Source organism: Lysinibacillus sp. KU-BSD001 (assembly GCF_042920265.1).
Classification (GTDB): Bacteria; Bacillota; Bacilli; order Bacillales_A; family Planococcaceae; genus Lysinibacillus_B.
In genome coordinates this window covers 65,071-87,923 of sequence record NZ_JBDQZI010000006.1, presented here as the reverse complement: position 1 = coordinate 87,923, position 22,853 = coordinate 65,071, and the positions used below count along the sequence as shown (strand labels likewise).

The window sequence follows — 22,853 nt, the reverse complement described above, 5'->3', positions numbered from 1 at the left end:
TAAAGGGGAAGTTTTTTTACAGAATAGTCTGATAAATAAGGGGTGTAAAGTTTGAGTATTGTTTTTCTAATAAAACAAAAATTTTTACAATACTTTCCTCTTTTTTAGGGAATCTATGTATTAATGACTAAAAATAAAAAAACGATGAAGGTAAAAAATCCTTCATCGTTGGAAAAAATTAGTCATCTAAATCATCATCATCATCGTGATCTTCTTCATAAGATAAAATAGCGCCTGTTTTCGCATGAATTTTGAATTTATATTCTATTTGTCCATTTTTAATTTCGATTTCATATTCAAAATCATCATCATCAAATTCGACTTTTGTGACTGTACCCGCTACTCTTTGCTGAGCAATCGCAATCGCTTGTGCTTTTGTAATGGTATTGCTCGCTTGTGGAGCAGTCGTTGTTTTATTTGGCGTCGTTTGCGCTATTTGTTGTGACTGAGTCGTTTGGTTGTTAGGTGCCTGCGTTGCTTGTGATGAATTTCCTTTTTTGATGGTTTTACGATTTGTAATAGCAGCAGTTCCAGTCATAGCATCGACTTCTACATCCACCTTTTCTGTTGTACTAGCAATTTCAAAATCATAATGTGGTACTGCATCATCATCGTCGTATTCAAATTCAATAATTTTTCCATTAAACTTTTTTAACGCTAATTCTTTTGCTTGTGTTGCCGTAATCTTCGGTGCTTGTGATGGACTTGCTTTTTTGATTGTTTCACGCTCTGTAATAGTAGCAGTTCCGGTCATGGCATCGACTTCTACATCGACCTTTTCTGTTGTCCCCACAATTTCAAAATCATAGTGTGGTACTAAATCATCATGGTCATATTCAAATTCGATAATTTTTCCATTAAACTCTTTTAATGCTAATTCTTTTGCTTGTGCGGCCGTAATCTTTGTTACGTTTTCTGCTGAGCTGAAAATTTCTGTTTGGGCAAGAGCATAGCCACCTAGAATGCCTAAAAATACGGTTGGGATAATAATTGCCTTTTTCATATTTTGTCACTCCTTCATTTATTGTTAAGGTTATTGTAAGAAGTGAACATGAAAACAGTCTGTGAGAAAGATTAGAATTTCATGAGAAAATTAATCGTCGAATAAAACAGATATAATTTTTCCGGTAATGGCATGTATTCTTATTTTTATTTCCTCTGTTTCCGTATCAACTTCAATTGCGTAATAGCCCCCGTCTGCTGTCTTTTCATAATCTACATCTTCAATTTCACCAGAAAATTGTTTTTGCACGATGGCGATCGCTTGTTGCTCCGTTAATAAAATGGGATTTTCCTGCGGTGGAGGTGAACTTGGCTGCTCCACTGGTGGACTTGTTTGCACATCGGTCTCGGTTGGTTTATCCACAGGAGTTTCTTCATCCGATACATGTGACGATGTTTCATTTTCTACTATAGTTGGTTTTTCATAAATGAATGTTAAATTTGAAAAACGCCCGTTTACTTCATCCACTGCGACTTCATAAGTCCCTTTTTCTGTAGAGAAAGTAATCATATATTGCGGTCCTTTTTTGATGACATGCTCAATCTCCCCGCCGTATAGCGCTTCTACTCGCGAAACAATTTGCTTTTCAGATAGCGTAGTGTCTTCTGTCAAATGATGGAGGGCATTGATGAGTAATAGTCCAAGTAACACGGCCCCACAGCTAATCAGGAGAATGTTTAACTTATTTTTCATCACTTGTGCCTCGTTTCGTAAACGATAATGTCACTGTTGTGCCCACTCCGACCTTACTAGTAAACGCCATGTCGATTTTTAGCAAATCAGCAAGTTGTTTAGCAATGGCTAAACCGAGACCAGTGCCGCCTGTTTTCCTATTTCGCGCTTTATCGACACGATAAAACCGATCAAATAGATGGGGGATGTCTTCTTCAGGAATACCGACACCGTAGTCGGTAACACAAATTTTTACTAAATCCCCACTTACTATGTGTACATCAATTGTTTTTTCACTATACTTTCTTGCATTGTCTAGAAAAATAAATAATAGCTGTTTTAATTTAGCTTCATCAGATGCCACCGTGATGTTTTCGCCAGAAATGATGATGTCCGTGCCATATGCTTGCTTCATACTTTGGGAAATATCTGTAAGAAGTGATTGAATGTCAACCGTTGCCCATTCCACTTTTGGTTGTTCGCTCGCTTTTGCAAGCTGAAGCATTTGTTCCATCAGCTGCTTCATATTACTCGTTTCTTTTAAAATGGCTGCCAGTGCCTCCTTGTTTACGGCTTCATTGGAAAATCCACGACGCTCCAACAGTTTTGCATAGCTTTCAATGACCGTTAAGGGTGTTTTTAGCTCATGGGATGCATTCCCGATAAATTGCTGTTGCTTCGTATAGTTAGTTTCCACTTGCTGCATGAATTTGTTGTAGGTTTGTGTCATTTCCGCGATTTCGTCCCGATTATGATTTTGTAATGTAATTTGTTCGTAGCGAGACGTTTCAATGTTTTTTTGCATCGTTGTCGTCAGACTTTGAATAGGACGAACGATGATGCGCACAAGGACAACACTCGCTAAATAAATAGGTACCATCGCAGCAAGCGTCATTAAGATTAAAATCCACTTTAACAGTTCCATATTTTTCGCAATATCATGGAGCGGCTGAACGAGCTCTACTGTCACAACGGTATGGTCAGGCCAAATGAGCGGGTATGCCATGGCCATGACAGGCGTTTGATTCCACAGAGAAACAGTAAAATGGGTATTCTTCTCAATTGTATATGGAATTCGTTCAGGGCTAGCTAGTGTGTGCATATAAAATAGCGGTTTATCTTGCTCATTCACTACACGTAACGAGCCATTTGGCGGGATATATGCTTGAAGTAATGAGTCGATATTTTCGACTGATTCCAGAATGCTCACAGCTGCAACGAGTTCATCTGCCCGATTTTGTAGTTGTGCATATTCTGTATCGTACGCCAAATTTTTAAATAAAAAATAAATGCCTGTATAGCTACTAATTAAAATAATTAACGTTAACAGCGTCGATAAAATATTTACCTTTGTATTCAGTTTCATTTTATGACTCCTTCATGACATACCCAACACCGCGTACAGTATGAAAAAGAGGGGTGCCAAGTGAATCGATTTTTTGACGGAGGTACCGAATATAGACGTCTACGACATTAGTATCACCGTAATAATCAAAGCCCCATACTGCATTTAGCAACTGTTCGCGCGACTGCACGCTTCTTGGGTGGCGCATAAAGTGCAGGAGTAGATCATATTCACGTGGTGTTAAGTCTATATTACTATCAGCACGTTTGACTTCGCGTGTCGCTTCATCGACAATAAGGTCTGCATATTTCAATTCATTTGAACTTGGTGCAGCCATCTGTGAAAATCGAAGTGCTACACGAATGCGTGCAAGTAATTCATCAAATTCAAAAGGTTTCGTTACATAATCATTTGCCCCGAGATCAAGTCCTTCGACTTTATCTTTCACATCGTTTTTAGCGGTTAATAAAATAACAGGTGTCATACGCGGATCTTTTCGAATCCGTTTTAACACATCCAGTCCGTTCATTTCGGGGAGCATAATGTCCAATAAGACTAAATCCCAGGATTCTTCCCGATAAGCGATTAACCCCTCGGTGCCTGTATGTGCCATTTTCGTTTCATAGCCTTCAAATTCCAGCTCTAATTGCAGTACACGTGCGATTTGAGGCTCATCTTCTATAATTAAAATACGCTGTTTCAATACACTCACCATCCAAAGCTTTTCTATCATCGTAGAATAATTGTTTTGCTTTTGGCAAGTCACGTAAAAAAACTATGCAAATGTCACAAAGTTTGTTAAGTTGAGTAATAGAATTTGTAAGGAAGAAAGGAAGTACAATGGAAGAGCTATACGAACAAAGGAATAAAATTATATCGGCATTTTTAATTGCCGCATTTATTGGATTATTCAATGAAACGGCATTAAATATGGCGTTTGTCCAACTTGGGAAAGATTTTGGTGAAGAAACCTCTACGATTCAGTGGTTAACAACGGGTTATTTATTAACACTTGGTATTTTAGTGCCTGTATCGGCGTTTTTAATGCAGCGTTTTACGACGCGCCAACTATTTGCAGCCTCGCTTATTTTCTCCATTAGTGGCACGCTTATTTCAGCTATTGCACCAGCATTTACTATCCTTTTAATGGGACGTATCGTGCAAGCGATTGGTGCAGCCATCATTTTACCGCTTATGATGAATGTGATTTTACTCGTATACCCAATTAATAAACGTGGTGCTGCGATGGGGAAAATTGGTCTTGTCATTATTTTTGCCCCAGCGATCGGTCCGACAATTGCAGGCGTTGTGTTAGATCGTTTAACATGGCATTGGATTTTTTGGATAGCACTACCGTTTTTAGTGTTAGCGTTACTAGTCGGTCTGCGCTTTGTACGGAATGTGAGTGAAGTGCAACCAGGGAAGCTAGACGTATGGTCGTTTATTTTATCGACGATTGGATTTGGCGGCGTTGTGTATGGCTTTAGTATTTCAGGAGAGCTTGGGACATTTTTAATGCCAGAAGTAATGATTAGCATTGGTGTCGGTGTAGTGGCACTCATTTTATTTGGCGTCCGTCAATTGAAAATGGAACGACCTATGTTAAATTTACGTGTATTCAAATATCCGATGTACGTCATTGCATTAATTATTTTAATGGTTTGTATGATGGCCATTTTATCGACAATGGTTATTTTACCAATTTATTTACAAAATGTATTGTTGCTAGCACCTGTTTTGGCAGGGCTCGTTTTACTACCAGGTGGTATTATTAATGCATTTATGTCTGTTGTGGCAGGCAATCTATTTGATAAATTTGGACCGACTAAAATGGTACCGAGTGGATTAGTCATTGTAATGATTAGCTTGTTTTTCTTACGCGGTATTGACGCTACAACATCGCCAATGTTCATTGTGGCGTTACATATCGCCATGTTTATTGGGATTTCGCTTGTGATGATGCCAGCGCAAACAAATGGATTAAACGAGCTACCACGTGAACTTTATCCAGATGGCACAGCGATTATGAATACGTTACAGCAAGTATCTGGTGCTGTTGGTACAGCGGTAGCCGTCACGATTTTGTCGATTACAGCCAGTGGTGCAGCAGACCCGGTGCAAGGGATGAGTGATGGATTGCAAAATTCCATTACATTCGGTTTAGTCATTGCCGTGATTGCCCTTATACTATCATTCTTTATAAAAAATGTTCGTGAACAATAACGAAGAGAAGCCTACGATATGATGCGAATCGTAGGCTTCTTTCCTACTTAAAAGAGGTTTTGTTAATCTTAAGAATGTACGAAAGGTTAAATGTGTGAATGCATTGCTCATCAGCAACAGAGATGCACCCAACTGTTCTATATGTCAAAACCTTTTTGAAAATTTTGCATACAAATAAGATGAAATCGCTTTCTTTGTAGTATGTATGTTACAATTTATTTGAATAATATCAAATATCATAGTGTAAATAGGAAGCAAAATTAAAAATATATAATATCCTATTTTAGGAGGTGAAGTCTTACTTTTATAAGTAAGACGACTGGTTGACCATACTGAAATTAACAGTTTTTACAGGTTTATTAGCACTAACTGCCTTTTTTGTGGCAACTGAATTTGCGATTGTCAAGGTAAGGCAGTCGCGGATTGACCAGCTCATTGCAGAAGGGCAAGGGAATGCACTTGTAGCAAAGCGTGTGACAATGCATCTCGATGAATATTTATCGGCATGTCAGCTCGGAATTACGGTAACCGCTTTAGGGATTGGAATGGTCGGTGAATCGACGTTCGAATTCATGTTACACCCATTTTTTGCATGGCTCGGGTTAAGTACAAGTTACGTGCATTGGTTTACAATTGCTGCTGCATTTGCGATTGCCACATTTTTGCATGTTGTTGTTGGGGAGCTTGCGCCAAAAACGATTGCTATTCAAAAGGCAGAGGCTGTCACATTAGCCTTTTCAAAACCCATTCAAGTTTTCTATAAAATGATGTACCCGTTTATTTGGTTACTGAATGGCTCGGCGCGCGTTTTATTAAGATTATTTGGCATTAAGCCAGCAAGTGAACATGAGTTATCCCATACAGAAGAGGAACTGCGATTACTGCTGACAGAAAGCTATAAATCAGGTGAAATCAATGGGAATGAGCTGAATTTTGTTAATAATGTGTTTGATTTTGATGATAAGATTGCACGCGAAATTATGGTACCCCGTACAGAAATTGTAGGCTTCGAGGTGAATGCCACTTTTGAAGAGGTATTAACCCAAATTTCGGAAGAGCGCTATACTCGCTATCCGATTTATGAAGGGGACCGCGACAATATTATTGGTTTTTTAAATATTAAAGATTTTTTAACACAAGGCATGAGTGATCAAATTTTAGCAGAAACCTTTACGGCGATGAACTTTTTAAATCCTGTAATTAAAACCGTTGAGTCAACACCGATTCATAAACTGCTACAAAGAATGCAAAAAGAGCGTAGCCATATGGCGATTTTACTTGATGAATACGGTGGAACAAGTGGGCTCGTAACCGTTGAAGATATTTTAGAAGAGCTTGTCGGTGAAATTCGTGATGAATTTGATGAAGATGAGGAGCCACCTGTTCGAAAGCTTTCAGAGGGGCATTACATTATTGATTCAAAAATTTTATTGTATGAAATCGATCAGTTGCTCGATTTAACATTAGATGAAGAATACCCAGATGTCGAGACGATTGGTGGCTGGTATTTCACGAATGATATGGAGCTGGATGAAGAGGGCTTTATCGATTATAGCGGCTACCGCTTTAACATTCATGAAAAAGACGGCATGCAGCTTTATTATATAGAAGTGAAAAAATTAATGGAAAACGAAGAAGCACGTTAACCAATTCCACTAGCATTAGCAGCAAAGCGGGAAATGAGCGAATGTCAGTATAACAATTTTTCAAAGTAATGATGTGTTTTTTTCACTAGTTTTGAGTAAAATAAATCACTTAACTAGAGGAGGAAGCACGATGAAAAAACTTTGGACATCATGGATTATAATCATTATTTTAGCATTGTCATTTAGTTTAACGGCATGCAGTGATAACAGTGACGATCGCGATGAAGAAGAGGACATTTTAGACGACAATGACCGCGATAACGATACGGACAATGATGATGACGATGACGATTAATGCTGTTATTCATTTGGAAGTTTTCGTAAAATAAAGGAATGCAAGTTGTCACCTTTCGCTCTTTTTGTTATACTGTTATTTGTTGTAATGTTTTCAAGTGAAAGAGGTGGACGTTTTGCATACGTTAATTACTGTTTTATTAATCATCGTATCTTTAGCTTTAATTACAGTAGTATTATTACAATCAAGTAAAAGCGCTGGTTTATCGGGGGCCATCTCTGGTGGAGCAGAACAACTTTTTGGTAAACAAAAAGCGCGCGGTATGGACTTAGTGTTACACCGTGTGACAATTGTGTTATCAGTACTATTCTTTATTTTAACGCTAGCTATTACGAAATTTTAATAGACGCATAGTAAATGGGGGTGTCCGGAAAGTGAAATTTTTCCGGACACCCCCTTATTTGATTTTATATCTACTATATAAATCATCTTAAAACTGTCGACGCTGAACGGTCAAAACCCTACCGTATTCGAGCAAAAGTCCGAGGTAAACGGTCAAAAAGCTAAGGTATCCGAGCAAAAAGACGCTGTATCTGGTCAAAACCACTCGGCATGAGCAAATTCCTACAGTGAATCGTTAAAAGATATTTATTTTTAGCCGAAATGCAAGCGAAGGAGACGATCAGCTTGCAACATCATACATAAACTATCACCTCGCTCTATTTGGGGCGAGTTGTATCGTGATAAAAGCATACAATATAAGAGATTATATCGAATTGTTTATAATGATAAAATTTAGTAAATATGAGAGAATGGAGGAGCGTTATGCGAAAGGCACAAAATACGCCGTTCTTCTTTGAGGCAGGACCGCGTGCGGTGTTGTTGCTGCATGGGTTTACAGGCAGTTCGGCGGATGTCCGAATGCTCGGGCGCTTTTTAGAAAAACGCGGTTATACTTCTTTAGCGCCACATTATAAGGGACATGGCGTACCACCTGAAGAGCTCATTCAGTCACACCCTGATGAGTGGTGGCAAGATGTCCTAAATGGCTACAATGAATTACAGCAAGCAGGTTACGAAGAAATTGCCGTTGCGGGATTATCGCTCGGTGGCGTTTTTTCATTAAAATTGGGACTCAATAAACCAGTAAAAGGCATTATTACGATGTGTGCACCGATGACGATGCGCGCACTAGATACTATGTTTAACGGTGTACTGCTATATGCTAAGCAGTATAAAAAGTCAGAAGGAAAAAGCGAAATCGAAATCGAAGCAGAGGTAGAGGCAATTCGCCAGCAAGGAATGCCTTCGTTACCGAACTTACAACAGCTTGTCGCCAGCGTGCGCGCGGAAGTCGATTTAGTATATGCGCCAATTTTTGTTGTACAAGCAACAAATGATAACATCATTGACCCGAAATCTGCGCATTATATATACGAAGAAGCGCAATCTAATATAAAACAAATAAAATGGTACGATGAATCTGGTCATGTCATTACATTGGATAAAGAAAAAGATCAACTACACGAAGACATTTATCAGTTTTTAGAAAAGCTCGATTGGCATGTCTAATGGTTGATAATATAGAATGCCCGTTGAAGGAGGGACAAGTATGGTACAAAAAGATGATTTACAGCAACGCATCCTCACATTTATGAAGGATGAACAGTATAAGCCGATGACGGTGGCTGAAATCGAGGATGCCTTTGAGTTATCAGATGCAGAAGAATTTAAAGTATTAGTAAAAACACTTGTAAAAATGGAAGCGCAAGGATTGATTGTGCGTTCTCGTTCTAATCGATATGGTTTACCAGAGCGTATGAATTTATTACGCGGTCGATTTATCGGACATGCAAAAGGCTTTGGCTTCGTGGCACCAGATGAAGAGGGTATGGATGATATTTTTATTCCACCACATGAAATTAATGGTGCATTAAATGGGGACACGGTATTAATTCGTGTGTTGAATGAAACATCGGGTGATCGTCGTGAAGGAACCGTGACAAAAATTGTCGAGCGCGGTAAAACATCCTTTGTTGGCACATTCCAAGCAAACCGTGGTTTCGGCTTTGTAATAACAGATGATAAAAAAATGAACATGGATATTTTCGTGGCCAAAGAAGATACGCTTGGGGCTGTCGATGGTCATAAAGTCGTTGTGGAAGTAACAAATTGGCCGGATCATATTAAATCGGCTACGGGGATTGTGACAAAAATACTCGGCCATACAAATGATCCAGGTGTCGATATTTTATCGATTATTTACAAACATGACATTCCGCCTGAATTCCCTGCAGAAGTAGTGGAAGCCGCAACAAAAGTGCCAGACGAAATTACAGAACAAGATTTAATTGGCCGTCGTGATTTGCGCAACGAGGTCATTGTGACGATTGACGGTGCAGACGCAAAAGACTTAGATGATGCTGTTACGGTAACGAAAAATACAGACGGTACATATAAGCTCGGCGTACACATTGCAGACGTGAGTTATTATGTCACACAAGATTCGGTCATCGATAAAGAAGCCTATGATCGTGCAACGTCTGTTTATTTAACAGACCGTGTTATTCCGATGATTCCACACCGTCTATCTAATGGGATTTGTTCACTTAACCCACAAGTAGACCGTTTAACACTTTCGTGTGAAATGATCATTGATGGTGCAGGGCAAGTCATCAAGCATGAGATTTTCCAAAGTGTCATTAAAACAAAAGAGCGTATGACGTACTCGGATGTGTATAAAATTTTAGAACAGCCAGATGAAAATCCAGAGTTGATGGAACGCTATAAAGAGCTTGTGCCTATGTTTAGAGACATGGCAGAGCTTGCGGACATTTTACGTAATAAGCGGATGAGCCGCGGTGCGATTGACTTTGACTTTAAAGAATCGAAAGTACTGGTCAATGAAGAAGGCTGGCCAACTGATATTGTGCTACGTGAGCGTACAGTGGCAGAGCGTTTAATCGAGGAGTTCATGCTAGCAGCGAATGAAACGATAGCGGAGCACTTCCATTGGATGGAATTGCCGTTTATTTACCGTATTCACGAAGATCCCAAGCCAGAGAAGCTACAGCGTTTCTTCGAGTTTGTGACAAATTTCGGCTTAGTCATTAAAGGAACAGGTAACTCTGTTCATCCGAAAGCGTTACAAGAAATTATTAAATCCATTGAAGGACTACCAGAAGAGCCAGTTATTTCGACGATGTTGCTTCGTTCATTGCAACAAGCAAAATATTATCCGGAATCACTTGGTCACTTCGGTTTATCGACGGATTATTATACACACTTCACATCGCCAATTCGTCGTTATCCAGACTTAATCGTACACCGCTTAATTCGTACGTATTTAGTAAATGGGGATACATCGAAAGAGACGGTCGTCTATTGGAATTCGGTCATGGATGAAATCGCCGACCATACATCTGAACGTGAACGTCGTGCTGTCGATGCAGAACGTGATGTAGACGCGCTGAAAAAGGCACAATTTATGTCTGATAAAATCGGTGAAGAGTTTGTTGGGATGGTGTCATCGATTACCAACTTCGGTATTTTCGTGGAGCTGCCAAATACAGTCGAAGGCTTAGTGCACATCAGCAATATGACAGATGACTACTACCGCTTTGAAGATCGTATGATGGTCATGATTGGCGAGCGTACAGGTCGTCAATTCCGTATTGGTGATGAAGTGAAAATCCGTGTGGCCAATGTAATCATTGAAGAATCTTCAGTTGATTTTGAAATTGTTGGCATGGTGGAATCGCACGGCAGTCGCCCGCGTAAAGTCACGCCGAAAGTCATTACGGCTGGTCGTCATGAAAAGAAAAGCGGAGAGCGTTCAGAACGTCGCGATAAACGAGGCGGTAAAGAAGGACGCGGTGAAAAAGAGCGTCGTGGTAAACGTTCTTCTTCCAGTGACCGTGATCCACGCGGTCGACGCAAAGATGGCAAAGACAAGCCGAAGTTTTATGAAGGCGTTGCGAAAAAGAAAAAGAAGAAAAAGAAATAGCAAGAGAGGCTAGGGGCGCACGTGTCTCTAGCCACTTTTTACGTTATAATGGGAGTAACGAGCAAGGAAAATCTTGCAATGAGGAGTTGTGAAAGATGGCTAAAGGACAAGGGAAAGTATTAGCTCAAAATAAAAAAGCAAGTCATGATTATTTTATTGAGGAAACAATTGAAGCCGGCATGGTGCTAACAGGAACGGAAATCAAGTCTGTACGTGCCAGCAAAGTACAGCTAAAGGATTCATATGTACGTGTTCGTAATGGGGAAGCGTGGATTTGCAATATGCATATTTCGCCGTTCGACCAAGGCAATCGCTTTAACCATGAACCATTACGTGACCGCAAGCTATTATTACATAAAAAGCAAATCGGTGAATTGGTCGGTGCTGTAAAACGTGATGGCTATACGATTGTCCCGCTGAAAATGTATATTAAAGACGGCTATGCCAAGCTATTAATCGGCATTGCCAAAGGGAAAAAAGACTACGACAAACGCGACGACATGCGTAAAAAAGAAGCAAAACGCGAAATGGAAAGAGCATTCAAAGACCGCAATCGTTAGTTGCGGTCTTTGAATTTTTACGCCGCTACTTTTAGCAATAAACATGGAAGCTACTGTTTTTTTGTAAATTTTATCTAAAATGGGTTTAATATTCAAATCCGTTCTTGATTAAAAATTGATATAAAAGCACATGGAGTGAAGGGCGGCGACTCCAGCGGGAAAAGCGATAGAAGAACAAAGGCTAAAACCGTCACGTCCTGTGACAACGCCTTTGTGACCAACATCATGTTGGCCCGAGACCCCGCAGACGAGCTTTGCGAGTCGAGGAGACTGAAGCCAAGCCCGCGGAAAGCGTCCGCCCGTAACGGAATGTGCGGTCTATGGTGAAGAACCATAAAATTTCTAACCTATCTTCAAAGCATGAATGAGCTAAATTGCTAGCTTGTTCATGCTTTTTTGTATTTTAAAATGCTTTCGCGCTAATTTTCCAAAAAAAGAGATAAAACAAATAACTATGAAATTTCAGAAAACTTATTGCATCCCTTTTTTATTCATGTTAAATTACTAAATAGATTTTGAAGTATGAACTTCATATTGGTACAAAATAAAGGAGTGGCTTCATTTGGCTGAAATGGGAACGATTAAAGAAAGAATCGAGCAACATTTTAATTCGTTATCGAAGTCGCAGCAAAAAGTAGCAAATTTTATATTAAATAATCCGACATACATTGGGGTTCATTCTGCTGCGGAAGTAGGAGAGCGAGCGAGTACAAGTGAAACGACGGTCATTCGCTTTTGCTATGCCATTGGGTTAAATGGCTATGCGCAACTACAAAAAGAACTGACGATGTATTTATTTGAACACAATACAAACAGCACATTAGGCAATTACGTTTCATCCAAAGAAGAGCTATTTAAAGAGCAACAGCTTTGCGAAAAGGTGATGAGGCAAACTAGCTATCAAATTATCAGAATTGCGGAACAAATAAAACCAGAACAATTTCAAGAGACGACGAAAAAAATGCATGAAGCAAAAGCCATTTATTTAATTGGCGCAGGGGCATCCAGCTTTGCGGCACAATGGCTTCAATTTACGCTCAACATGCTGCGGCCGAATGTCAAGCTTGTACCAACAGAAACGAATGCACTCATTCGAACAGTGCAAGAAGTCGATGAAACAGCACTGGCAATCGTGATTTCATTACACCGCTATTATAAAGAGCCGATTCATATTACAGAGGAATTTAGAAAACGCGGTGTGTATGCGATTGCCATTACCGATACAAATGTCGCACCTATTCATGCCTTTGCAAATGAAGCATTTGTGTTACAGCAAGCCGAGCTATCGACAATCGATATGATGCCGGCGCTTATGGCGTTTTTAAATACCCTCGTCGTCGGGATGATGTCACATGATGCCGCGTACTATAATCAGCAACGCGTAAAATACGATGATTTTCAAAATAGCTTTATTGCAAACCGATGGAGTTGAACGAGATGACAGAACAACAATTAGCGGAGCGTATGCAAAACGTATTTGCCCATTTGCATGCCAATCCAGAAATAAGCTGGCAAGAAGTCAATACAACTGCCTATATAGTATCGCTACTAGAAGAAATGGGACTGACGCCACATACGTTTGACGATATGACTGGTCTCTATGTGGATATTGGGAAAGGGATACCAAAAGTAGGATTCCGCACAGATATCGATGCGCTATGGCAAGAAGTGGACGGCGAGTTTAAAGCCAATCACTCATGTGGTCATGATGGGCATATGACAATGGCGATCGGGGTGGCATTTCTATTAAATGAACAAAAAGAAACGTTACCTGGAGCTGTTCGACTCATTTTCCAGCCAGCTGAAGAAAAGGCGCAAGGAGCAAAAGCATTAGTCGAAAAAGGTGTCGTCGATTCACTACAGTATTTATTTGGTACACATGTCCGCCCGTTAGTCGAGCTTCCAGATGGTGTGCATGCACCCGCGTTATATCACGGCGCGGCGAAGCTTTTGACAGGAACGATTACAGGTGTTGAAGCACATGGCGCTCGACCTGAACAAGGGGTCAATGTCATTGAAGTGGCAGCCGCTTTAGTCGATGCCCTAAAACGAATTTGGATTAGCCCGACAGAGTCTGCATCGATTAAAATGACGCAGCTACAAGCTGGGGGTTCATCGACCAATATTATTCCGGGGACAGCCACATTTAGCATTGATGCACGTGCCCAAACGAATGCCACAATGGATGTGTTAACAGCAGGGTTTGAAAATGCCGTTGCAGCCGTTAGTACGTTATATGGTGCGACGATTACAACAAATGTAGGGGCGCATATCGCTGCCGCACAGGTCGATGATGGAGCAAAAGCACTCATGAAGCAAGCGATTATTGAAGTAGTCGGTGAAGCATATTGTGCACCAGATGTTGTGACACCAGGCGGCGAAGATTTTCACTTTTATGCATACACAAGACCACAGCTGAAAACAACGATGCTTGGTTTAGGATGTGGTGTTGCACCAGGGCTTCACCATCCACACATGACATTTAACGAACAACGTCTACCGATAGGCGCTCAAATTATAAGTAGGGCTTTATTGTTAGCACTACAGCAAGTAGAAAGAAGCGATACATGATGATTTCCATAAAAGAGCTAAAAACAATTGAAGAAATGGAGCAAGTTCAACAATTGGAACAACGCGTTTGGGGGATTCAGCCGATTCCCACACATCAAACATTAACGGCTATCAAAAATGGTGGCATCATTGTAGGTGCCTATGACGATGAGCGATTAATTGGATTTAGCTACGGCTTTGCAGGAGTCAAGGACGGCAAAAGCTATTTATGCTCACATATGTTAGGGATTGATGAAACATATCGTTCGCAACAAATTGGTGAGCGATTAAAGTTTGCTCAGCGTGAAATGGCGATTGCCAAAGGTTACGACTTGATGATCTGGACGTATGATCCACTAGAAACGCGTAACGGGTACTTAAACTTAACAAAGCTAAACGGCATTTGCGATACGTATATCGAAAATTGTTACGGTGAAATGCAGGACGGGTTTAATAAAGGTCTCCCATCGGACCGCTTTGAAGTGCATTGGTATTTAACGAGTGATTACGTAACAGAGCAGCAAGAGCCACAAATTGAACAACTACAAGCACTTGGTGAAATTGTGATGGACGAGCAAGGGTTGCCGAAATTGCACATCGCCACACTTGAACATATAACAGCGCCTGCTTATTCGTTGCCTGTACCGAAAGATTTTCAAACGTTAAAGGCAACAAGTCAAGAACATGCGATGCACTGGCGTCTTGCAACACGCAACGTATTTGAAACGATGTTTGCTGCCAATTATGCCGCTGTCCGCATTCAAAAAAATGAGCAATGGAACGACTATATTTTCGTCAAGAAAGAAACATTAGCACTTGGAGGAAACTGATATGAAAATTACTGAAATTACAGTTCGTCATTTACAAATGAAACTAAAAGCCCCGTTTACAACAAGCTTCGGTACGTTTACAAATAAAGACTTTTTACTATTAGAAGCAAAAGATGAGGACGGCACAATTGGTTGGGGAGAATCCGTTGCTTTCCACTCCCCTTGGTACAATGAAGAAACATTAAAAACAAACTGGCATATGCTAGAGGATTTCTTAATTCCGCTTATTTTAAATAAAGAAATTGCGCATCCAGATGAAGTGAGCGACATTTTTGAGCCAATCCGCAAAAATAATATGGCGAAATCCACAATTGAAGGCGCGATTTGGGATATTTATGCACAGCAAACAAATCAATCATTAGCCGCTGCGCTTGGCGGGAATAAAGAGCAAATTGAAGTTGGCATTAGTATCGGCATTCAAAATTCGATTGATGAATTAGTCGCATTAGTAGACGAATACGTAAAAGAAGGCTACAAACGCATTAAAGTAAAAATCAAGCCAGGCTGGGATGTTGACGTAATGCGTACATTACGCGAAAAGTTCCCAGATGTGGCGATTATGGCAGATGCAAACTCAGCCTACCGCTTATCCGATGCAGAACTACTGAAACAATTAGACGAGTTCAACTTAACGATGATCGAGCAACCATTAGCATCCGATGACATTATCGATCATGCGACACTACAAAAACAGTTAGACACACCAATTTGTCTAGACGAGAGCATTCATTCACTTGAAGACGCACGTAAAGCAGTGGAGCTAGGCGCAACAAAAATCATTAATATTAAAATCGGTCGTGTGGGCGGCTTAACAGAGGCGAAGCGAATTCATGACTACTGCGAATCTGTCGGTGTACCTGTATGGTGCGGCGGCATGCTAGAGTCAGGCATTGGACGAGCACATAATGTGGCGTTAACAACATTATCAAATTTCATTTTACCTGGTGATACAGCAAGCTCTAATCGCTATTGGGAAAAAGATATTATTGATCCGGAAGTAGTGGCAGAAAACGGCTATATCCAAGTACCTCAAACAGCAGGCATCGGCTACAACGTCAATGTAGAAACAGTAGAATCTTACACAGTGGAAAAGAAAACATATAAATAATCCCAATCCTTAAGCATCGAATAAGCGGTGCTTAAGGATATATTTAGGGAATTATTGTCAGAATTTTTAAATATTTATGTGTGTTTTTATTATACAAATTTCCGCAGAAAACGGACAAAAACATCGGGTGCGAGCAAAACCTTGCCGTATCCGAGCAAAAGTGCGTGGTGAACGGTCAAAAAGCTACGGTATCCGGTCAAAACAACCCGGCGCGAGCAAAACACTACCGTATCCCAGTCAAAATTCTACAGTGAACGGTCAAAGATAGTTAAATAAAATAGTAGGTGAATATATGAAGAAAAGTTTACAAATTGGGGGAGCCTTTGTCGGACTAATTGTCGGTGCGGGCTTTGCCTCTGGTCAAGAAATTATGCAGTACTTTACGAGTTTTGGCTTAATGGGGATTGTCGGCGCATTAGTCGCAACAGCCGCATTCGCTTTTTTAGGGATGACATTAGCACAGCTTGGCTCACAGCTACAAACAACATCACATAAAGGGGTCATTTACTATATTGGGGGTCGTTATATTGGACTTGTGCTAGACTTCCTAATTACGTTCTTCTTATTCGGCGTAGCAGTCGTTATGTTTGCTGGGGCAGGCTCTACATTTAATCAAATGTTCGGCATTCCTCCAATGGTTGGTAGCATTATTATGGTAGCCGCAACGATTTTCACGCTACTATTAAATATAAAAAATATTATTAATTTAATTGCGGTTATTACACCGTATTTAATGGGCATTATTTTCATTATTTTAATCTATTCTTTATTTACGATGGATATCTCCATCTCAGAGGCAAATGAACTGGCACAAGCACAAAGCGCGGCTACTTCGAATTGGTTGATTGGTGCATTGCTTTATGTGTCGTACAACATTGCTGCAGGTGCCGCTATTTTAATCGTAATGGGTGGTACTGTAAAAGATCGTAAAGTAGCAGGCGTTGGTGGTATTTTAGGTGGGATTATGTTAGGTTTATTAATCATTTTAATTAATCTTACGATGTTTGTGAAAATGGACGTTGTGGCAGGTGTCGATATGCCAACGCTTGAATTAGCGAAACAAATTCACCCAGCAGTCGGTGTGCTAATGGCAATCGCACTTCTTGGGATGATGTACAACACAGCAGTAGGGATGTTCTATGCGTTCACGGTACGCTTTGTCGCACCAGACCATAAAGTATTTAAGCCGACGATTGTTGTTGTTGGATTAGCTGGATTTGTTGCAAGCTTAGCCGGCTTTACGACATTAGTTGGCAAAGTATATTCAACAATGGGCTACCTTGGCTTTGCGTTAATTATCGTGGTCGTTATTGCATGGATTCGTAAAGATAAAAGAGAAATAGCTTAATAGGGAAAATAGAAGGCATTTGGAGTCCTAGTACTCCGAATGCTTTTTATGTTATCAATGTCGTAAAAACACAGACTCATGTCCAACAAATATTAGGCATACAATAGGACAATGTTTATCGTGCTGTAAAGAAAAAAGAAGTAGGTGTACGATGAAAAAAAGCTTTCAAATTGGCGGTGCCTTTGTTGGGCTGATTGTCGGTGCTGGCTTTGCGTCGGGACAAGAAATCATGCAGTATTTTACGAGCTTTGGTTTGATGGGGATGATGGGTGCCATTGTGGCGACCGTTATATTTGCTTTCTTAGGGATGACATTGGCGCAATTAGGCTCAGATTTACAAACAACCTCACATAAGGAAGGCATATACTATATCGGAGGGCGCTATATGGGTCCTGTGCTAGACATCTTGGTTACGCTTGTTTTATTTGGCATAGGGGTTGTTATGTTTGCGGGTTCAGGCTCTACATTTCAGCAAATGTACGGGATACATCCAGGGGTAGGCAGTATCATCATGGTAACGGCAACGATTTTAACGCTTCTATTAAACGCTGAAAATATTATGAAAATCGTAGCCATGTTAACTCCGTATTTAATGGGCATTATTTTTATTATTTTAATGTACTCTTTTTTCACAATGGATTACTCGATTAGTGAGTTAGATGTAATGGCACAAAATCAAACAGCCGCTACTTCCAATTGGCTGATGGGGGCGGTTTTATATGTGTCCTATAATATTGCAGCAGGTGCGGCGATGCTCATCGTGATGGGGAGTACGGAAAAAGACCGAAAAATCGCAGGGCGGGGCGGTATTCTCGGCGGCATCATGCTAGGTGCTTTAATTGTATTAATTAATACGGCATTATTTGTGAAAATGGATGTAGTAGCCGGTACCGATATGCCTACATTAGAGCTGGCCAAGCAAATTCATCCAGTAGTCGGGCTATGTATGTCCATCATCTTGTTAGGTATGATGTACAATACAGCCGTAGGAATGCTGTATATATTTACTGTTAGATTCATGTCACCGCATCGCAAATTGTTCAAGCCAACCGTGATGCTCATTGGATTAGTGGGCTTTGCTGTGAGCTTAGTCGGATTTACAACATTGGTGGGGAAACTTTATTCAACGATGGGGTACCTCGGTTTTGTATTAATACTAGCAGTGGTCATTACTTGGCTTCGGAATCATAAAATAGCTTCATAAAAGCACATGTCATTTGCCGGCATGTGTTTTCCTTTTTTAGGTATATATTGGTAAAATGATATGTAATTGACGTGAGGAGGTTTTATTGTGAAAAAACTATTATTAGTAGCCGGTATGCTTTGTTTAGCTGGTTGTGTAGAAAACGAAGCAATGGGCGTATTACATGTTAACGCCGAGGAAGTCGCGCAACATCAGGAACGATCGACTCTCTCAGAAACACAAATCACACGACAACAACAATTAGGCAAGGTCCTTGAACAAATTGCACAACATTTCGGTACAATGCCAAATAACGCAACGTATTATCATAATGGATTGGGACTTGTACATGCGGGCTTAACGGATGTAAATCAAGACGGGCAAAATGAAATGTACGTCTTATTGAAAGGATCGCCTTATGCCAATGCAGAACTTACCCACCGCAATCAAGACCGCTATATTTTTGAAATTTGGGCAGGGAATGAGCAGGCAGATGAAGCGGAGTTATTATTCCATGAAGCCATCAATCTGGATTCTTCGGCTACCTCAGATGTAAGCATTTCGTTTATCCAATCAACTAGCGGAGAAACATATGTAAAGAGAAACTACTTCCGAACGCAGGGTGGTACAAATTACGATGAATCTAAGTATTATGCATATCAGAATGGGCGCTTTGTCCGTGTGCTACAAGCGTATCAAAGCTACGGGAAAATAAATAAACAACGATTAGGCACGAAAGTAGTCGATTTAAAAACATTCCAAAAAACAATGAAAGCATATGAAGGGGAAGAAACCTTTGTTGTAAAAAGTAATGCTGGAAAAAAAGCGTTCGCATTTGATACGGCGGACATTTCTGGACAAATTGGGCATGTTTTTTCCACGTTAACAGAAGGGTTTAATACCGTTTTACTAGACGGTGAAGATGCTTCTAGTAAGGATTTTAAGAAAATACAAACAAGGATGAAAGACTATAGATTTTATCAGACGATGGATAAACGAGACGTGACAACGTATCCACGTGTAATTATTGACCTCATTTGGAGAGGAAAAGTGAAGCAAGATGGCGGGAAGTTAGATTACTTCATGGGCTACACCGAGACACAAGTAGCGAAAAAAATGAAGCAGCTACATGATATCGAGTTAGATGGTGCGACACTGGGGCTACCATCACCAAAGAAGCCGAGCCAAATCGAATTACTACACTATGAAAAAGGTGTCTTCTATATGCCACCAACCGACCATTACGGCGATCATGTCGTGCGCGATGTCACAGCAGCTAAAAAAATAGCGAATCAAACGTACTTCGTAACATTTCGAGATACTTTTTTTAATGCGATGGAGTACTACGATGCGACGGAAGATGCTACATTCGACTTAAATAAATATAAAAACAAACCTCTCTCAGAATGGCCAGAAAAAACGAAAGCCTTCCTGAAAACAGGCATCCCAAGCTACGCAGTAGTCAAATTTGTAAACGGCACGATGCAGTTACACTACATGGGCTACCGCAATTTAACAGAAGCAGAACTAAAAAGTTTTTAACGAGCAAGCAAGTCGCCTGCCATTAGCCAAGAAGCAAGCACGTTAAATATATCAGCTAGAATTTTCGAGATATCAGCCTCTTTTTTGAATATATCAGCCTAAAATTTCAGGATATCAGCCCATTGTTTGCAAATATCAGCCTAAAATTTCCGTTGCTTGAAAACAAGCGCAACTATTTTGACTTATGTTGAATTAAAATCCATCATTTTTGATGCCTCGATTATGCCAGATTGCAAAATCGAGATACAACTTAATTTTAAATAAGTGTCAAATCGTGACTATTCACCTAAATGGCACTTATTCTTAATTAAGTTGTATATGAAAATCGACAACTTTAGATTTTGACGATTTTGCAGAGAGGGGTTCATTTTTTTTTTAGTAAAAAATTATGCGTTATTATTATTTTTGATTAAAATAAATAGTTATTTATAAATCACTACAGCATCAATATTTGTATCAAGCCTCTTAAAACAGGGTGTATTTTTCAAAAAAAGCTTAATTATTTTCATTTTTTCATCTAAAAGGGCGCTGTTTTCGCTCTCTATGCTAGTAACTTTTTTAGTAAATTTCTCTCTTTTTTATCATAGTAGCTATTCGTACGGGGCTCTTTTTTGCATAAAAACGTTCATTTTTTAGCTAAAATGCATGTTTTTTTAGTAAAGTGTAAGGCTGATTTTATTGTAGGAATGGTTGTGCGTGAATTATTTGGCATTCGCACCAGCAATCGATAGGGAAAATGGCGTGGGATTCTCTTGAAGTTTGATGTTGCTTGATTTATAATGTGTTATGTAAGTTGCCAGTGGGTATCTACTCATACGATACTCATTATAGAACAAGATTGACTTGTTCTTCCCGTACACGACTTAGCTCTTAACCCGGAAATAAGGTGCGTTTTATACGCTACCGATATTATACGGGGACGTTACGGATTCGACAGGGGTGGTTCAAGCTCTGGTCGCGCGTCGGAGGTCTCGGCTCCGTCATCAACGGAAGTTATATAATAACTGGCAAACAACAAAATTTAGCTTTCGCAGCGTAAGCTCGTAAGCGCTCGGCCTCTGCATCGCCCATGTGCAGTACGTCGGGCCCAACTTTAGTGGGATACGGTTACTGGTGCCACCTGAGTCAGTAGCAAGAGATTTCCAGGTTAGCGATCTGGACGCCTGTTTGTCGGCATAAGGACTCGCGAATCGCAAGTAGACAAACTACACGCGTAGAAGCCGGCGTATTGGAGCTTCTGGACGCGGGTTCGACTCCCGCCGTCTCCATACTGTGAAATGTACTGAATTTCACTGAGTGTCATAAATGTTGATATATCAACGTTTGTGGCACTTTTTTTATGTCTTTGAGTTTTGCTGAATTGGACTGAAACCTTATTAAATTCCTTATTAACCTTTGTTAATCCTTTGTTGCTCCTTTGTCGTTTGAAGCCGTGTCACTCAAGAAGTTTGTGAACTTATTAATCGTTTCAGACTTTGTTTTCTTTGTTACATGTGTATAAATATCGAGCGTCGTCTTTACGTCACGATGACCAAGTCGAAATTGTACCTCTTTAATTGATGCACCCGCTTCAAACAGCAATGAGCAATGTGTATGACGTAAGCCATGTGTTGTGATTGTGGCTAATTGATGCTTCTTTAAAAATGTTTTGAGCAGTTGAGTCGTTTTATGCGGATCTTGAATATTGTTTTTCGTATTAGAGAACACAAGCTGCTTTTTCGTATTTGTATTAATGCCTTGTGTTTTAAATAACTTTACTTGAACTTCCTTCCAACGAGCTAAATGCGTTAACGTCTTTTCATCAATTTTGATTGTACGAGGATCTCCATTTTTGGTTGGTCCTAAATATAAGCCATTTTCACCGCGCTTAACTGCCTTATTAATCCGTATTTCTTGCGTCTCAAAATTAATATCTGCCCAACGAAGTGCGAATACTTCGCCTCGACGCATACCTGAGAAAGCAATAAGATAAAAAATAGCAATGCGTCGTTGGTTAGAATCAGATTCTAAGCATTCAAGAAACTGTATAAGTTGCTCACGCGTATAAAAGTTTTCGAACTCTTCTTCCTCATCATCTAAATTAATTTTCTTTTTCATAATAGGCATATCCACTAACTCAAACGGATTCTTTTCAATAATGCCATGCTTCATTGCATACTTCATAATAAGCGATGCATAATTTTTTACCATACGGAAGCGTGTCAACTTTTTCGCCCAATGATTCACATGCTTTTGGCAAATGGCTGTATCGATATTGGCAATGCGGTAATCACCAAACGCTGGGAGAATATGATTTTTGAAGATGCGTTTCGTTTTTAAAAATGTGCTATCTTCAACAGTATTTTCATAATGTTCTACCCAAAGGTCATACACTTGTCCATACGTATCTTTTGCGACTTTGCCATACGTGCCATTTTGAATTTCTTGCTGCAATGCTAAATACGTGTCCTTCGCATCCTTTTTTGTCTTAAAACCACTTCGAGTCGTTGCTTTTTCTTTACCAGTTAACGGATCGACGCCAACGTAAATATGAAACTTATATCTAGTCTCACCATTTTGTAATTTATACAAATGAATTTTCATTATTATATCCTCCATCTCG

General features: G+C 40.0%; 19 protein-coding genes and 1 other RNA gene. 15 read left to right on the top strand and 5 right to left on the bottom strand.

What is annotated here, in order from left to right; all coding sequences use genetic code 11:
- Positions 1-178: 178 nt before the first annotated feature.
- From AAGS61_RS10800 to AAGS61_RS10785, 4 genes are all read right to left on the bottom strand, one after another.
- Complete coding sequence (locus AAGS61_RS10800; RefSeq protein ID WP_391371334.1) at positions 179-1,003, bottom strand: PepSY domain-containing protein; 825 nt, start codon at positions 1,001-1,003, stop codon at positions 179-181.
- A gap of 90 nt (positions 1,004-1,093) precedes the next feature.
- Positions 1,094-1,696 carry a PepSY domain-containing protein gene (locus AAGS61_RS10795; RefSeq protein WP_391371331.1) on the bottom strand — a complete coding sequence of 201 codons (603 nt, stop codon included), beginning with the start codon at positions 1,694-1,696 and terminating at the stop codon, positions 1,094-1,096.
- Positions 1,686-3,041: a HAMP domain-containing sensor histidine kinase gene (locus AAGS61_RS10790; RefSeq protein ID WP_391371328.1), complete on the bottom strand. Its 1,356-nt coding sequence runs from the start codon at positions 3,039-3,041 to the stop codon at positions 1,686-1,688. The genes AAGS61_RS10795 and AAGS61_RS10790 overlap by 11 nt, the downstream gene beginning before the upstream one ends.
- A gap of 1 nt (position 3,042) precedes the next feature.
- Complete coding sequence (locus AAGS61_RS10785) at positions 3,043-3,723, bottom strand: response regulator transcription factor (RefSeq protein ID WP_391371325.1); 681 nt, start codon at positions 3,721-3,723, stop codon at positions 3,043-3,045.
- A gap of 137 nt (positions 3,724-3,860) precedes the next feature.
- Between AAGS61_RS10785 and AAGS61_RS10780 the strand changes: the two genes are divergently transcribed.
- From AAGS61_RS10780 to ssrA, 15 genes are all read left to right on the top strand, one after another.
- On the top strand, positions 3,861-5,243 hold the full coding sequence (locus AAGS61_RS10780; protein WP_391371323.1) for a DHA2 family efflux MFS transporter permease subunit: 1,383 nt from the start codon (positions 3,861-3,863) through the stop codon (positions 5,241-5,243).
- Positions 5,244-5,566: 323 nt separating this feature from the next.
- Complete coding sequence (locus AAGS61_RS10775) at positions 5,567-6,889, top strand: hemolysin family protein (protein WP_391371320.1); 1,323 nt, start codon at positions 5,567-5,569, stop codon at positions 6,887-6,889.
- Between the two features lie 130 nt (positions 6,890-7,019).
- The gene (locus tag AAGS61_RS10770; protein ID WP_391371317.1) at positions 7,020-7,184 is read left to right on the top strand and encodes a hypothetical protein; all 165 of its coding nucleotides are present in this window, start codon (positions 7,020-7,022) and stop codon (positions 7,182-7,184) included.
- 115 nt (positions 7,185-7,299) lie between these two features.
- Complete coding sequence (gene secG, locus AAGS61_RS10765; protein ID WP_391371314.1) at positions 7,300-7,527, top strand: preprotein translocase subunit SecG; 228 nt, start codon at positions 7,300-7,302, stop codon at positions 7,525-7,527.
- 422 nt (positions 7,528-7,949) lie between these two features.
- Positions 7,950-8,696 carry an alpha/beta hydrolase gene (locus AAGS61_RS10760; protein ID WP_391371311.1) on the top strand — a complete coding sequence of 249 codons (747 nt, stop codon included), beginning with the start codon at positions 7,950-7,952 and terminating at the stop codon, positions 8,694-8,696.
- Between the two features lie 40 nt (positions 8,697-8,736).
- Positions 8,737-11,130, top strand: coding sequence for a ribonuclease R (gene rnr / locus AAGS61_RS10755; RefSeq protein ID WP_391371308.1), 2,394 nt, complete (start codon positions 8,737-8,739; stop codon positions 11,128-11,130).
- Between the two features lie 95 nt (positions 11,131-11,225).
- Positions 11,226-11,690: an SsrA-binding protein SmpB gene (gene smpB / locus AAGS61_RS10750; protein ID WP_391371305.1), complete on the top strand. Its 465-nt coding sequence runs from the start codon at positions 11,226-11,228 to the stop codon at positions 11,688-11,690.
- Positions 11,691-12,261: 571 nt separating this feature from the next.
- On the top strand, positions 12,262-13,122 hold the full coding sequence (locus AAGS61_RS10745) for a MurR/RpiR family transcriptional regulator (protein ID WP_391371650.1): 861 nt from the start codon (positions 12,262-12,264) through the stop codon (positions 13,120-13,122).
- A gap of 5 nt (positions 13,123-13,127) precedes the next feature.
- Complete coding sequence (locus AAGS61_RS10740) at positions 13,128-14,261, top strand: amidohydrolase (protein WP_391371303.1); 1,134 nt, start codon at positions 13,128-13,130, stop codon at positions 14,259-14,261.
- Positions 14,258-15,070, top strand: a complete 813-nt coding sequence (locus tag AAGS61_RS10735; RefSeq protein ID WP_391371300.1) for a GNAT family N-acetyltransferase — start codon at positions 14,258-14,260, stop codon at positions 15,068-15,070. Before AAGS61_RS10740 ends, AAGS61_RS10735 begins: the two co-directional genes overlap by 4 nt.
- Before the next feature lies 1 nt (position 15,071).
- Entirely contained in the window at positions 15,072-16,178 is a 1,107-nt protein-coding gene (gene menC / locus AAGS61_RS10730) for an o-succinylbenzoate synthase (RefSeq protein ID WP_391371297.1), read from the top strand.
- 292 nt (positions 16,179-16,470) lie between these two features.
- A complete protein-coding gene (locus AAGS61_RS10725) occupies positions 16,471-17,526 on the top strand; it encodes a YkvI family membrane protein (RefSeq protein ID WP_391371295.1) in 1,056 nt (351 codons plus the stop codon).
- A gap of 151 nt (positions 17,527-17,677) precedes the next feature.
- Entirely contained in the window at positions 17,678-18,730 is a 1,053-nt protein-coding gene (locus tag AAGS61_RS10720) for a YkvI family membrane protein (protein WP_391371292.1), read from the top strand.
- 87 nt (positions 18,731-18,817) lie between these two features.
- Positions 18,818-20,251, top strand: a complete 1,434-nt coding sequence (locus AAGS61_RS10715) for a hypothetical protein (RefSeq protein ID WP_391371289.1) — start codon at positions 18,818-18,820, stop codon at positions 20,249-20,251.
- A gap of 915 nt (positions 20,252-21,166) precedes the next feature.
- Positions 21,167-21,522: a transfer-messenger RNA gene (ssrA, locus tag AAGS61_RS10710) on the top strand.
- A gap of 127 nt (positions 21,523-21,649) precedes the next feature.
- Here the strand turns inward: ssrA and AAGS61_RS10705 are convergent.
- Positions 21,650-22,834, bottom strand: a complete 1,185-nt coding sequence (locus AAGS61_RS10705; protein WP_391371286.1) for a tyrosine-type recombinase/integrase — start codon at positions 22,832-22,834, stop codon at positions 21,650-21,652.
- Between the last annotated feature and the right edge of the window lie 19 nt (positions 22,835-22,853).